Source organism: uncultured Eudoraea sp. (assembly GCF_947260015.1).
Classification (GTDB): domain Bacteria; phylum Bacteroidota; class Bacteroidia; order Flavobacteriales; family Flavobacteriaceae; genus Eudoraea.
Genome location: NZ_CAMYOM010000005.1, coordinates 81,038 through 96,013, shown reverse-complemented (window position 1 = coordinate 96,013; position 14,976 = coordinate 81,038). Strand labels below are relative to the sequence as shown.

Annotated in this window: 13 protein-coding genes; 6 read left to right on the top strand and 7 right to left on the bottom strand. The window is 36.4% G+C overall.

Going from position 1 to position 14,976, the window contains the following annotated elements:
- The first annotated feature begins 119 nt into the window (after positions 1-119).
- The 3 genes from Q0X66_RS04200 to Q0X66_RS04190 all read left to right on the top strand — a co-directional run bounded on the left by Q0X66_RS04200 (position 120) and on the right by Q0X66_RS04190 (position 2,726).
- Positions 120-758 (top strand): LON peptidase substrate-binding domain-containing protein, encoded by a 639-nt coding sequence (locus Q0X66_RS04200; protein WP_297703510.1) that lies wholly within the window; start codon positions 120-122, stop codon positions 756-758.
- A 157-nt stretch (positions 759-915) separates the two neighbouring features.
- Entirely contained in the window at positions 916-2,115 is a 1,200-nt protein-coding gene (gene sucC / locus Q0X66_RS04195) for an ADP-forming succinate--CoA ligase subunit beta (protein WP_297703508.1), read from the top strand.
- 275 nt (positions 2,116-2,390) lie between these two features.
- Complete coding sequence (locus tag Q0X66_RS04190; protein ID WP_297703506.1) at positions 2,391-2,726, top strand: hypothetical protein; 336 nt, start codon at positions 2,391-2,393, stop codon at positions 2,724-2,726.
- A gap of 35 nt (positions 2,727-2,761) precedes the next feature.
- On the opposite strand, the gene Q0X66_RS04185 is transcribed toward Q0X66_RS04190, so the two are convergent.
- Positions 2,762-3,112, bottom strand: a complete 351-nt coding sequence (locus Q0X66_RS04185) for a DUF1456 family protein (protein WP_297703504.1) — start codon at positions 3,110-3,112, stop codon at positions 2,762-2,764.
- 139 nt (positions 3,113-3,251) lie between these two features.
- On the opposite strand from Q0X66_RS04185, the gene Q0X66_RS04180 reads away from it, so the two are divergent.
- Positions 3,252-3,653 carry a TerB family tellurite resistance protein gene (locus tag Q0X66_RS04180; RefSeq protein ID WP_297703502.1) on the top strand — a complete coding sequence of 134 codons (402 nt, stop codon included), beginning with the start codon at positions 3,252-3,254 and terminating at the stop codon, positions 3,651-3,653.
- Positions 3,654-3,876: 223 nt separating this feature from the next.
- Positions 3,877-4,305 carry an Hsp20/alpha crystallin family protein gene (locus tag Q0X66_RS04175; protein ID WP_297703500.1) on the top strand — a complete coding sequence of 143 codons (429 nt, stop codon included), beginning with the start codon at positions 3,877-3,879 and terminating at the stop codon, positions 4,303-4,305.
- Positions 4,306-4,406: 101 nt separating this feature from the next.
- Here the strand turns inward: Q0X66_RS04175 and uvrB are convergent, their stop codons facing one another.
- The 5 genes from uvrB to Q0X66_RS04150 all read right to left on the bottom strand — a co-directional run bounded on the left by uvrB (position 4,407) and on the right by Q0X66_RS04150 (position 12,740).
- Complete coding sequence (gene uvrB, locus Q0X66_RS04170) at positions 4,407-6,395, bottom strand: excinuclease ABC subunit UvrB (RefSeq protein WP_297703499.1); 1,989 nt, start codon at positions 6,393-6,395, stop codon at positions 4,407-4,409.
- 58 nt (positions 6,396-6,453) lie between these two features.
- A complete protein-coding gene (locus Q0X66_RS04165) occupies positions 6,454-8,121 on the bottom strand; it encodes a T9SS type B sorting domain-containing protein (RefSeq protein WP_297703498.1) in 1,668 nt (555 codons plus the stop codon).
- 137 nt (positions 8,122-8,258) lie between these two features.
- On the bottom strand, positions 8,259-10,958 hold the full coding sequence (locus Q0X66_RS04160) for a T9SS type B sorting domain-containing protein (RefSeq protein ID WP_297703497.1): 2,700 nt from the start codon (positions 10,956-10,958) through the stop codon (positions 8,259-8,261).
- A gap of 26 nt (positions 10,959-10,984) precedes the next feature.
- A complete protein-coding gene (locus Q0X66_RS04155) occupies positions 10,985-11,818 on the bottom strand; it encodes an ABC transporter permease (RefSeq protein WP_297703495.1) in 834 nt (277 codons plus the stop codon).
- A gap of 19 nt (positions 11,819-11,837) precedes the next feature.
- Entirely contained in the window at positions 11,838-12,740 is a 903-nt protein-coding gene (locus Q0X66_RS04150; RefSeq protein ID WP_297703493.1) for an ABC transporter ATP-binding protein, read from the bottom strand.
- 88 nt (positions 12,741-12,828) lie between these two features.
- Between Q0X66_RS04150 and Q0X66_RS04145 the strand changes: the two genes are divergently transcribed.
- On the top strand, positions 12,829-13,914 hold the full coding sequence (locus Q0X66_RS04145; RefSeq protein WP_297703491.1) for a hypothetical protein: 1,086 nt from the start codon (positions 12,829-12,831) through the stop codon (positions 13,912-13,914).
- A 3-nt stretch (positions 13,915-13,917) separates the two neighbouring features.
- Here the strand turns inward: Q0X66_RS04145 and Q0X66_RS04140 are convergent, their stop codons facing one another.
- The gene (locus Q0X66_RS04140; RefSeq protein WP_297703489.1) at positions 13,918-14,976 is read right to left on the bottom strand and encodes a nucleoid-associated protein; all 1,059 of its coding nucleotides are present in this window, start codon (positions 14,974-14,976) and stop codon (positions 13,918-13,920) included.

Below are 14,976 nucleotides of genomic sequence, written 5' to 3'. Positions count from 1 at the left end.
ACAAAATAAAACGCAGAATAATTATAAATAAAACAAATAGTTACAAATATAACAATCTTAATTAATGCATCATTTGCGACTATGTAGTTCACTTTGTATTTTTAGAAAAATATTTTAATATGAAACTACCCTTTTTCCCTTTGCAATCTGTTTTCTTTCCCGGTGAAAAGGTGCCTTTACACATTTTTGAGGAAAGGTATAAACAACTTATCAATGATTGCCGTAAAGAGGCTATTACATTTGGTATACCAGTGTATATTGATGATAATATTGCTTTTGGAACTGAGGTTCAGTTGATGGAAGTCGTTAACACCTATGAAAGTGGGGCAATGGATGTTGTATGTGTAGCGAGACAGATATTCAGGGTGGTTTCTTTTGATAACTCAATGAATAAAAGACTATATGCCGGTGGCGAGGTACAATTCATAGATAATATTAAGGACAGTGAATTAACTGCGAAACAAGAAGTATTTCAAAAACTTAAGGAGTTATACCAACTTATGGAAGTTCCTTTTGCGCCCATTGGAATAGAAATGTTTAATAGCTATACCCTTGCCCACAAAATGGGTCTTTCATTTGAACAGGAATACCAGCTCTTACAGTTAGCAAGTGAAAGGGAACGTTTGCAATTTATAATGAATCATTTATTGGTAACCATTCAGGTCCTAAATGAAGTTAATCGTACTAAAGTACTCATAGAATTGAATGGTCATTTCAGAAATTTTGATCCATTAGATTTTAAAGCTTTTAAAATTTAGATATAAAAACTGACTGGATGACTATTAATATTCCTTTCCAAAGAATACTACTCCAAAGTTTGTGGATTCTTAAAAAGATTAAGTCCTATTTATCGTTTTATTAGGGTAAATGCCGTCCGTTTCCTATTTTTGCCTCTTAACAATCACAAATTGTAATATGAATCTTCACGAATACCAGGGAAAAGAAATTTTGGCAAGTTTTGGAGTACGAATTCAACGCGGTCTCGTCGCCCACAGTCCGCAAGAAGCCGTAGATGTGGCAAAACAACTTACAAGAGAAACCGGCACTAAATGGTTTGTGATTAAGGCACAAGTGCATGCAGGTGGAAGGGGAAAAGGAGGAGGCGTAAAGCTGGCAAAAAATTTAAAAGAAGTAGAGGAGGTTTCAGGTAATATTATAGGAATGAACTTAGTTACCCCTCAAACTTCAGCAGAGGGTAAAAAAGTGCATCAGGTACTGATTGCGGAAGATGTCTATTATCCGGGTGAAAGTGAAACGAGTGAGTTTTACATGTCCGTTTTACTGAATAGGTCTAGTGGAAGAAATATGATAATGTACTCAACGGAAGGGGGCATGGATATTGAAGATGTAGCTGATAAAACACCGCACCTTATTTTTACGGAGGAAATTGATCCGGCTGTTGGATTATTGGCATTCCAGGCCAGAAAAATAGCTTTTAATCTGGGTTTATCCGGAATTGCTTTTAAAGAAATGACCAAATTTGTTACAGCACTTTATAAGGCATATGACCAAAGTGATTCTAATATGTTTGAAATAAATCCGGTTCTTAAGACATCGGATAATTTGATAATGGCTGTTGATGCCAAGGTATCTATAGATGATAATTCCCTATACAGGAGAAAGCAATATGCCGAAATGCGGGATTTGCGTGAAGAAAGCCCCATTGAAGTAGAAGCGCGTGCTGTAGGATTGAATTATGTGGATCTTGATGGAAACGTAGGATGTATGGTCAATGGAGCGGGATTGGCAATGGCAACTATGGACTTGATAAAAATGGCAGGCGGGGAACCGGCTAACTTTCTTGATGTGGGTGGTACTGCTGATGCCAAAAGGGTGGAAGAAGCATTTCGTATTATATTAAAAGATACTGCGGTGAAAGCTATCCTTATAAATATTTTTGGAGGTATCGTTAGATGCGACAGAGTAGCACAAGGGGTCGTAGATGCTTATAAAAATATGGGAGATGCTATTAAAATTCCTATTATTGTTCGATTACAAGGCACTAATGCCGAATTGGCCAAGGAGATAATTGATAATTCCGGACTTGCCGTACACTCAGCTGTTCAATTCCAGGAAGCAGCGGATAAAGTAAAAGAAGTTTTAGCCGAAATTTAGGATTACTAAGATTTTATAAAAAAGGGCTATGTTTTGAACATAGCCTTTTTTTTTATTTCTATAAGTAACAATGTGTTATCTATATTAAATTACCATTAACCTTTTTTAGGGCTTTATATCACACAAATAATTTCTGGTTTCTAAGGAATTAGTAGTTAAACTATTGATTAAAGTTTTGTTAAAACTAAGAATAGCTGTAACATTCTTAATTATTGGTCGTCTATTATAACAAATCATCAATTAATTTATTCATCAATCATTAAACAAACAACATCATGAGAAAATTCAGTTTCGTTTTAGTAGCGGCAGTTCTACTAACATCAGGAAATCTTTTTGCAACCGAACCTACATCAACAGATCCAAACACTAATATTGCTACTCAAATAGGAGAGCTGTTAGAAAGAAACAATTTTATTATTAACGATAATGATTTGACAGCCAATGTTTTGTTTACTTTAAATGCAGACCATGAAATAGTGGTCATATCCGTTGATACAGAAGATGACGTCTTGGAAATGTTTGTAAAAAGCAGGTTGAATTACAAAAAAGTACAAGTATCAAGTGTCAAAGAAGGTAAAATGTATACGGTTCCGGTTCGTATTACGGAATAACAAACTATTGATGCAAGAGAAAATCCTGAATTTATTCAGGATTTTTTTTTGTTTTTGTATTTGACATAACTAAGATCAGGCTTTTTTTTCGGTTTTTCATATTTCCTAGGTGGAGTGCTTTCCGGTTTTTTTGTTTGTTTTAAAACCTCTATTGGGATTTTTGGATTTTCTTTTGTCCCTCTTAAATGAATAACTAAACCGTTAAGGAAATTGCGCAATACCTGATCTCCACATTCACGGTATTTAGGATGTCCTTCCTTCCGGCAAAAAGCGCCGATTTCACTTTTTGAAATTCTGAAATCAACTAATTCAAGAATTTCTACAATTTGATCATCACGAAGCATTAATGCCACACGAAGTTTTTTTAATATATCATTATTGGTCATATCAGGCATTTTATGCAAGTTATTATAAATAACGAATCCTTAGCCGTTTTTGAGTCTTTTGGACCGTTTTTTATACGAAATTGGGCATTTTGGTGTTATAGATATGACTAAATTAAAGGAGGGATTAACAAATTAAAGAATGAGTAGCTATAAAGAAAAACTTAGCATATTATCCGAAATGATTGCTTTTGCAAAGGCCGATCATGCTTTAAAAGATGCTGAATATAATTTTCTATTCGGTGTGGCTGTTATTTTGGGTATTGATAAGGATATATTTGATTCACTTCTCGACAAACAGGAAAAAATAACTGTACCTAAAACACAAGCAGATCGTATTCTGCAGTTCCATAGATTGGTGCTACTAATGAATGTTGATCAGGAACAACATCAAATTGAAATTGGTAAACTACACAATATTGGCCTTGGCATGGGTTTACCACCATCTGCCATCGAACAGGTTCTAACCGTTATGCATGATTATCCGGATAAAATAATTCCCCCTGAAGTGCTAATTAATATTTTTAAAGCACATTACAACTAAATTTAAGCATCAATATTTTATTAAATTCATTCTTCTGGGTATATAGCCCATGGCTTTCAATAAACCTTTTAGCAACTAAAAGTTATTGCTTTGTGGTTAAGTAAATGCGCCATAATGGCATTAAGAATACCCGTTAATAAGCCAAAAAGGCAGTTAGTTAAGCTTGGTATATGATTTGACTATTAATAATCAAGTAAATAAGTTTAATAAAAAAGATAGTATCATGAGTATAGTTAAAAGAAATAATTTGGTTTTTCCTTCCTTAATGAATGAAATCCTTAAGCCTGATTGGTTCGGCGGATTGGAAAATTACAGGAGCGCATTTCCTCCAGTTAATATTCAGGATAATGAAACAAGTTTCGAATTGGAGTTATCTGTTCCTGGAAGAAAAAAAGAAGATTTTAATATTGAAATTGATGAACAGGTTTTGACAATTACCAGTGAAGTGCAAAGAGAAGAAGAAGTTAAGGAAGCGAGTTACACTCGTAGAGAATTTTCTTATTCTTCATTTAAAAGATCGTTTACGCTCCCAGAAACCGTGAAAGAGGAGGGAATTAAAGCCTCTTATGAAAATGGTATTTTAAGGTTTAGTTTACCTAAGAAAGAAGAGTCACTTCCTAAACCCAAAAGATTAATTGAGATTGAGAAATAAGTATTAAAAACACTATGTGGTACCCTCTTAAGGGTATTCATAATAGTTGGTTTGTTTAGTTGGTTAGGAAGAGCGTCTTGATTTATCAGGGCGCTCTTTTTTTAGCTCTGGTGTTGCAGCATCTTTATTTCATCTCTGAGTTTTGCAGCATGCATAAAATCTAATTCTTTTGCTGCTTTTTCCATTGCTTTTCTCTTCTCTCTGATCAGCTTTTCCCTTTGATCTTTCGTAATATATTGCAAGTCAGGTTCTGCAGCTCTAATTTCTTCTTTTATAAAATGGTAGGTAGAAACAGAATTCTTGGCAAGTGCATTGTCCAAACTTTTGTTAAGTGCCTTAGGAATGATATTATTTGAAATATTATACGCTGTTTGTTTTTCCCGTCGGTAATTCGTCTCATCTATCGTTTTTTGCATGCTTGCTGTAATTCTGTCCGCATACATAATTGCTTTGCCGTTTAAATGACGTGCAGCTCTTCCCACAGTTTGCGTTAATGAGCGGTTACTTCTCAGAAACCCTTCTTTGTCTGCATCCAAAATTGCCACAAGTGATACCTCAGGCAAGTCCAAACCTTCTCTTAATAAATTAACTCCAATTAAGACATCAAAGACCCCTTTTCGTAAATCCTGCATTATTTCAACCCTCTCCAAAGTGTCCACATCACTATGTATATATCGACATCTCACATTGATCCTTGCAAGATATTTAGCGAGCTCCTCGGCCATTCTTTTGGTAAGTGTGGTTACAAGGGTGCGTTCGTCTAGTTCTACCCGTTGTTGTATTTCTTCTACCAGATCATCAATTTGATTTAAACTTGGACGGATATCTATTTCCGGATCTAAAAGGCCTGTAGGACGAATTACCTGTTCAACAAAAACACCCTGACTGTTCTGCAATTCATAATCTGCGGGGGTAGCACTGGCATAGATTACCTGATTCTGAAGCGCTTCAAATTCTTCAAATTTTAAAGGTCGGTTGTCCATGGCTGCCGGTAAGCGAAATCCATACTCCACAAGATTTTCTTTTCGGGACCTGTCACCACCATACATTGCGTGCACCTGAGGTATTGTAACATGACTTTCGTCTACAACCATTAAGAAGTCATCCGGGAAATAGTCCAGTAGGCAGAATGGTCTGGTGCCAGGTTCACGACCATCAAGATACCTTGAATAATTTTCGATACCCGAGCAATATCCTAATTCTCGGATCATTTCCAAATCAAAATTGGTACGTTCTTCGAGTCGTTTGGCTTCAAGAGGTTTAGGAATACTTTTAAAGTATTCAACCTGACTTACAAGATCTTCCTGTATTTGATGAATGGCGCCCTGAAGGATATCGGGTGAGGTCACAAACATATTCGCAGGATATATATTTAGATTTTCATAACGCTCCAATGCCTTATTCTTATAAGGATCAAAAGCTTCAATTTCTTCTATCTCATCCCCAAAGAAATGGATTCTGTAGGCGTGATCAGCATAACTTGGAAATACATCTACCACATCCCCTTTTACTCTAAAATTCCCATTTCGGAAATCCGCTGTCGTTCTTGAATAAAGACTCTGTACAAGTTGATGAAGGAATTTGGTTCTGGAAATAACCTGATCTTTCTGTATGGAGATAACATTTTTTTGAAACTCCACAGGGTTTCCGATACCGTATAAACAGGAAACTGAAGCCACCACAATAACGTCTCTTCTTCCGGATAATAGAGACGAAGTAGCGCTTAGTCGCAGTTTCTCTATATCCTCATTTATGGAAAGATCTTTTTCAATATATAATCCCGAGGTAGGAATATAAGCTTCAGGCTGATAGTAATCATAATAGGAGACAAAATATTCAACGGCATTTTCCGGAAAAAACTGTTTGAATTCAGAATATAGTTGGGCCGCTAATGTTTTGTTGTGAGCCAAAACCAATGTTGGCCTTTGAACTTCTTCAATTACATTGGCCACAGTAAACGTTTTACCAGATCCGGTTACTCCTAATAATGTTTGATAACGTTCACCAGTTTCTATACCTTCTGTCAGCTGTTTAATTGCTTCAGGTTGGTCTCCTGTTGGTTCAAATTCAGATACTACCTTAAATTTCATTTAGCAAAGTTACAAAAGGGTAAATATTATTCTTAGAAGGGTATTTGTTATGTATGTTTTACCTTTTTAAGGCAAAAAATCCCCTGATTTCGTTATTTAAGTTATCCCTTGCATTAAACCAATAACTGGAGGCGGGTAGTGGTTGTCCATTAAATGTGCCATCCCATCCCTTCGAAGTGGGCATAATCTGGGTTAATAAAATCCCATATCTATCAAAAATGTAGATTACACCTATGTTCATTTCTCCGGTCAAAGAGGTTGGAATAAACTGCCAGAAGTCATTAACCCCATCACCATTGGGTGTAAAAAATTTAGGAAACCCTTCCAGCGTCAAATCCTGTTCTAATAGTTCTTGCGCAATTCCGCACCCATTTTTATCTCTAACGTATACTGTGTATGAACCAGCCGGACCAGTATTAAAAACATTACTGTCCTGATAAGGTCCGTTTGTGTCATTCAATGCATATTCATAGTCACCAATACCACTGGCATCTACCGTAATTCTTATGTCCTCTCCTTGTTCGGTTATATTCACAGAATTAATCGTTGCTATTTCCGAAGATACCACATTAAAAAATTTGGATGTGGGGCATTCTACAGTACCACTTGCCTGTAAAACAGTATTGTAGGCTTCATAACGGTACTCACCTGTCTCCACAAGGGAAACATCAGACGTATCTGAGATCAGTGTTTCATTCCCAAATTCATCTATCTGAAACCACCTGAATCCTTCCGCTGCATCTGTTGAGGATACTAAAAAAGGAAGTTCATCCTGACAAAAAGAAATAATGTCGGGAAAAGATATTTCGGGATTTATGATGATTAGTTCCCCTGTAACTGAATCAAAATAGGGCCCGCACCCAATTATGGTTGAGAAAGATTCTGTGATGCAACCAATAGCTTCCCCTGCAGCGTTAAATGGTATTATTGTTATAAAAAATGTGCGATTGGGCTCAAAGTTTATCACAAAAGTAGAATTAGTTGAGAAAACCACATTGTCCAGTACTTCTGTTGTAAAGGGCGAACTTCCTATAGTCACTTTATATCCGGCAGCTCCTGCCACTGCTGTCCATTCTATCAAAGGGGTAAGTGGCACATTTATTTCACCATTTAAGGGACTAATAAGGGTTGCACAGCCGGGGAGGACAGCCACGGCGCCCGTAGTAAAACTTTGTTCCAGGCAGGGAGACAAATCTCCATTCTCATTGTATGGCGTTATTTGAACAAATATCTGCGTACTTGGTGGCAAGTCCAGAATTGGATTATATAACAGGACATTACCTACGTCCTGATCATTTACAATATTACCCGTACCAGAGACCGTACTCATAGAAATTCGATAGCCGGTAGCTGTGGGCGAATAATTCCATGAAATATTTGATCCTATGTTTACATTTATTGCACCATCAGCAGGGCTCGTCATTGTTCTACATGGGGGTGGGCTGGTCACATCCTCAGTCCGAAAAGTTGAACTTGGGCACATGACATCGGGAATCGCCGGGTCAAAAAAGAAAAGGGTTATGGTGACATATATCTGAGTATTCTCGGGGAAACCTAATGGAGGAGTGTAAGAAAGGGCAGCTCCCACATTGGTCTGATTTACAATATCCACTCCACCCAGAGTTGTTCCTATAGATATAATATAACCAGGGACTCCTACTACGGCATTCCAGGTAATAGTGGAATTGACAGGCACATCTGTTGTTCCGTTAACTGGAAATGTCAACACAGGAGAATTACATTCCTGTGCCGATAAAAAAAATGACCAGCATAGAAATATAAAAAAGACTGTATTATTCTTACCTATTCCCAATTTGTACTTGCTATATTCAATATCAATAATATTTTATGATTACTTTTTCTTTACCTTTTTAGGGTAAAGTGGCCCTTAATTTCTCTGCCGTCTTCCAGTTTTAGCTTAAACCAATAATCAGAGGCGGGTAGTATGTTAGATCTTGATGTGCCATTCCATCCTTTTTGTTCGGGACTGATTTGTGTAACCAATTTTCCATAACGATCAAAAATAGCGATCATGGCAGCAGGTTGAAACTGTTCATTTATTCCTGTAACTTGCCAGTAATCATTGACTCCATCCCCGTTAGGAGTAAAAAATTTGGGATAACCCATAACGGACAGGTCTTGTAACACTTCTCCACAACCATTAGTGTCCCTCACTGTCAGCGTTAAAAAACCCGGTTCAACATTGTTAAAAACATTCTCTGGTTGATAGTTAGTCCCGTCAAGTGAATATTCATAAATACCTTCTCCTGACACTTCAATCTCCACCGAATTATTATTTGAAAAATCAGTAATATTGACATTCTGAATTATTGGCTTACCCGAGGAAATTACCGTGAATTTTTTGCTATTTTCACAGCGTATTTCCGCACCTCCAATATCATAAATAAAAGTTGTTTCAAGTATATAATCCCCTGCTTCTGTTATATTAACCTCTGGCTTTTCAGATATAAGTTCTTCCCTGTCATTTATTTGGAGGAACCATCTGTAAGAATCAAAACCCTCAGGGCCATTAATAAAAAGCTGGGTGCCTTCACATTTTATATAATTCTCTTCCAGGAATAGTTTGGGAGATTCAGTAACCACAAATTCTATAGCATCCACCCCTAAACACTGTCCGGAACTTTCCCGCAGGCCATAGATGGTGGACGTTTCGGAAATGTAAAGATTGTCTATTTCATTTTGTTCTAAAGCCAAATCCTCTCTTGTTTGAAAAAACCGAATTTCTTCATTTGTATAATTAGCGGCTATAGCTTCCAGGTCAAAGCTGCCTAAGAGAATCTCGTCATTTGGAATCTCATCGCAACTGTAAAATGGACCATATGGACTTGCCTCAATATCAACTGGTGATATTTCGAGTTGGATTTCTCCTGAGTATGTACATCCCGCAATATTTACCGCTTTGTAATACAGTGTTTGGTTAAAAACTGAAGTGTTTTGATATCCGCTTGTATCAGGAATTCTTATGTCATTATCGCGGTTCGAAATACTTTCATAGAAATAAAATATTATTTCAGGATCATTGTTTAACTCTTCTAAATTTATTGTCGTGATGCCATCAGTTGAGTTAGCAATATCAAGATCACATTGAGTTATAGAAAGTACTGGGTCTGGAACAGGAAGGATATTTACTAAAGCTTCACCGAGAATTGGGCAAGCCGAAGGATTGGATGGTGTAATTTCCACACTGTAACGCCCGGAATCATCAATGTCTACATTTCCTATTTCCAAATAATAACCGGTAGGGACAACAATTGGGACTCCATTTTTTAACCAGGTATAGATTGCTCCGGGATTTTCTTCGGCTTCCAGTCTTAAAGTTTCACCTGTGCATTTTGTTAGGGTACTGCTTCTCGTTCCATCATTGTTTAGAACCAATTGTATTTTACCAAAAAATGACTGAATAAACGGAGGTAATCCCTGAGTAGCATTCCCTTCCAAAAACACAGCATTGTGTTCATAATTAGAGGCAGTTCCTTTTTCATTAGGATTATTAATGGCTCCTAGATATGAAGTACCCAGATTATAATTTTCTGCGATTGTTCTGTAAATTTTACCATTATTTGCCAATTGCAGTGCCCCACGAAATATTGGCCTTGAATCTAATCGTAGTTCTGAAGCAGAAATGTCAACCGCTGTTAGGTCATACTGCAGCAGTTGAGATAAATGGCCGGATTCCTCCAAAATATTATTTGAAGTATGTACATAAAGAAAATTACTATTTGGAGAAAATTCTACCCCGTAAGCAAATTGATTGGATGTACGTACCGTAATTCTTTGTTGATTAGAAAGAGTGCCTGTTGCAGCATCAAAATCATAAATATAGAGTCCGCTCAATACATTAGCACTAGCCATTTTAGTACCATCTGCAGAGAGTTTTAAATAGCCCCGTGAATCATTCACCATTAAATCATCGAAAGTTGTTTTAACTGGCGTGTTTACTACACCTGTCGCATTCACTTCATAGGCGTAATATGTATTTAACCTTCCCAATCCTCCATCTGCTGATGCAAGTGTAAGTAGCCATATTGAATTGTCTGAGCAGTCTTTTAAAACTGCGGATATTTTTTCAGAACAGTCTCTTAGTAAATTAACATTTTTCTGAATTACGGCTCCCATACCATTGTTCAAAGAAATATCGACAACCGAATAATTTAATCCAAAATCGGGATCCGTTTCGAAGATAGTAGTATCAACAGTAAATATAAAAAACAGATTGGGGTCCTGGGGCTTGGGAATTATGAGGGCAGACTGTGTACTTGAAGAGTCGCCGTACAAGCCCTCACCATTTTGCATTATTTCATTCGTTTGGTCGTAAACAGTAATCCCATCAGTATAGAAAAGTAGGTTACCGAAAGTGTCAGAAATAGCTGCACAACCTTCAAAGGTATTGAGTTTACCATTTTTAAGTGCAGTAACGCTGCCGTCATTATTAAACCTTAACCCAGCTTCATTTCCAAAATACCAATTGGATGCTTCGCCCTGGCCTGAGACAAAAAAGGGGCAAAGAATCAGAAGGAGCAATAATGTTCCGATCTTTTTCATAGTGTTCTTTCAAACACCACAAGATACTACAAATCTCTCTTTTTTAGTAAAGCATACGATAAATAGATAAAAATGGCAGTCCAACCTATGACTATAAGAATCTCATAGAATTGAACATGATAGTCCAGTGCAAGTTCTTCACCAATTTGATCGGCAACTGTCTGAACAGCGCCCAGTCTGGAAAAAGGTTCTTTTATCAGATTCCACATAGAATTCAAAGGGAAAAAGGCCATTATGGCATCGGTAGTTTCACCATCAAACAACTGCCAACGCATCATCCCCCTTACAAATCCTTCGAAAACCTGCCATAGAACTAGAAAACCCAATGCAAATGCCGATCGCTTTACAAGTATTCCCAGAAATAAACAGAATGAAAAGAATCCAACTAGTTTTATAAAAAATGCAAGAAGGAACTCCAAGTCAGAAAAAATGATGGAGATTTCATTATAATCTGAATAAATAAGTCCCAATATCATTGAAACTACAAAAACAAATACTGTGGAAATCAGGGCAAATGAAATAACGGTAAGGAATTTCGAAAGAATAAATTCCTTTTTGGAAAGCCCATCAATTAGGTTCTGTTTTATCGTTTTATTGCTATATTCATTTGCCATCATTGACACTATGACTATGGCTAAGAAAAGTTTAAAAAAAGCGGTAATAAACGTATTGAAATGCCAGATATAGGGAAAATTAAAAATCCCCTGTTCTGCCAAATGAAACTTAACAGGGCCTATATCGAATTTTATGGCCGCGACCAATGCTATTGAAGTAAGAAGTACAAAATAAGATAGGATAAGAGCCCTGCTGGCCCTATTGTTCCAAAGTTTTATAAATTCTATCTGTAATAACCTTTTCATTATTTTTTGATTGGAGATTTTAAATCGATTGATTTTCAGTTAGTGTTAGGAACTGTTCTTCCAGGCTTTCTCTTCTTTTGACCAAATGCGAGAGGACAATACCTTTTTTAAACAGAGTATTATTCAATTCGCGGGCATTCATCTCCTTATTTAGAACGGCCGTAATAAGTCCGTTCTCCGTTTTAATTTGACTAAAATCTGGATGTTCCTCCAGAAAATTAATCAACACCTCGTTGTTATCAGTTTTAAGTTCAAAGAATCCAAAACTGGCTAACATACCGTCCACGCTACCAGAATAAAGTTTTTTACCTTTTCTTAGAATGACCACATGACTACATACTTTCTCAACTTCGTCCAACAAATGCGACGCCAAAAGAATAGTAGTGCCCTGTGAGGCAATTTCCTTTATGATTTCGCGAATTTGATGAATTCCCTGAGGATCCAAACCGTTGGTTGGTTCATCTAAAATGAGAATTTCAGGATCATTTAACAAAGCAGAAGCAATTGCAAGTCGCTGTTTCATCCCAAGTGAGTATGTCCTGAACTTGCTGTCCTTCCTTTCCCATAACCCTACAAGTTCCAATTTGTCTTTTATTTTTTCTACAGAAACTTCTTTAATTTTACAGACCAATTTTAAATTTTGAATGGCGGTCATATAAGGGTAGAAGTTAGGCCGCTCTATTATTGCGCCCACCTTTTTCAACGCTTCATGGGTTGAGGTATTTCCATCAAACCAGGAAAAACTTCCGTTTGTACTATTGACCACATTTAAAACGATTCCGAGGGTAGTTGATTTTCCACTTCCGTTGGGCCCCAGAATACCATAAACGTTGCCTTTTTCAATAGAAAAAGATAAATCCTGAACTGCGGTAAGATAGCCGAATTTCTTTGTAAGATTGCTTACTGTTAGAATAGTTTCCAAATTAGATGGAGTTTTTGGGTTGTGTCTAGTATACTTGACGAAGAAATCGTTATTTTGTTACAGAAGCAACTAAATTAAAATTTAACATATGTCCGGAGAGCGATTAATGTCGAAGAAGAAACCCGCCTATCCCGTAAGCCCAAAGTTGGATGCTTATTTAGACCAGTATAGCAGAAAAATTGAAATACCGATTTTTTATGAGGACTTATTGCGTTTCGCGGGTTCGGTTGTGGTGTATGATGATGATGGCAATGATACGTTATGGGTTAGAGTTTATTATTCTGATAGTGAAAGACTTGAGATTGATCAAAGTTTAAAACAGGTATATTCTATTTTACATTCTGATGGCAGTGATAGGATATTTCAATATTTGAATATTGATGCTGTTGATTATTGCACTTTTGGTAATTCCAAACCCTTCCGTATCAAGGTCAGGAATATTCTTAATGATAACTTTTTGTATTTCTATATTAAAAAAACGGATGCATCCCGTATTTACGGCCTGGAATTGGAGCATCTGTTATCGCCTTATCACTTAAATTTTCTTGTACATAAGGATACCCTGATAGAGGAGCATATTGCCGGAATTCCCGGGGATGTATTTATTAAAAACATGTTACCTAATTGTTCAGAATCTGAAAAAGCTCAGCTTGCAAAGGAGTTTGTAAAATTTAATGAACGATGTATGATCAGGCTTTTAGGGGATATGAGATCTTATAATTATGTAATTGTTCCCATGCATGATTTTGATCACGTGATTTATAAGATAAGGGCTATTGATTTTGATCAGCAGAGTTTTGAAGGTAAACTCAAAGTATACCGCCCGCAGTTTTTTAAGGAGAACTATATAATGGTTCAAATGGTTCAAAAGAAACTACAGCGAGACTCTGTTGATCAATATAAGATTGAAGAGCGCTCTATTGTCGCCAAGAGGATTATCAGTTCCGGCGATCGAATAAATAGATTGGTCAATATCTGTAAATTGGATAATATCTCACTTCCGGAAAACATTGAATCTTTAAGAAAGCAGATTTATGATCTTACTTTAGACGTTAATTTTAAGAAATGTAAAACCATGGGGCAATTATTGGATCTTGCTCTCGATTTTGTAAAGCGTAATTACCAGGATGTGAGTATGAAGCAAATTATTGAGAAGAAAATCAAGATTCAATAAACATTATGTTTTCTGTTCGTTATTAAAGTATATAAGGTAGTAATACATTTGGCGTTCCTCATCCCATCCCTTTTCCACAAATTTTTCTGCTGATTCAGGATTAATAAAATCCATTTTAATCTGAATATTGGTATCCAGATTAATAACATTTTTTATTTTTTTACGGGTATCAGAGACAGCTTTATTGGCAATATCAAAACTGGAAACATCTTCAATACTGTATTTTGGCCCTTTCTCGTTTTTATAGTGCCTAAATTCAGGGATCAAATCCGGATTCTCCATTACTTCATTCAGGAAATTTCCTTCCTCGAAAGCATCATTTTTTGCAAAATGATTAACAGCCCTGTTCATAAACATAACTTCCTGTTTTTTGTCTTCTGCAGGCAGCACAACATCTTTTGCAAAGTTTTGACAAAATTTCAGATAGTTTTTGGTGTAAAAATTATCGTCTGCCAGGGCATCTACCCCAAGAAAACTCTCTAACCAATATTTCGTATCATACCTATTGCTGTCAATTGATAATACCTTATAACCGTCAGATTTATTTACATTGAATATCAGGCAGCCTTTATCCAGTTTGTTGATATTGATTCCCTGTTGAACAATTAAATCGAGATTGGTTCCATTTTCTGAGAACTGTAAAAAATCCTGTTTTATTTCGCTTTTAAAGATCCCGATCGCATCCGTTTTCTCATTATCCAGAAGGATATCTGTTAGATACGCAATATATATCTCACCACTTTTTATATGAGGATGATTAGATTGATCATATAAATATTTAGTCAGATTAAGTGATATCTCATGAGACCGCTCCGGTTTTTCAAAAATTTCAGAGACAAGCTTATACACTTCATTAAATTCCATATCGATCTCATGCGTAAGACGATAATAATTTTCCTCTTTTTCTCGAAAGGGCTTTAAGAAATATTCTTTTAATAAACCATTTGTTTCGTTGTTAGGGATAAAAGGCTCTTTAGAGAGAAATACTGGTTCTGCTTTACTTTTATTTCCAATACGATGCAGTGATACACCTTCAATTTGGGTGGCATAGAGATTGATCAT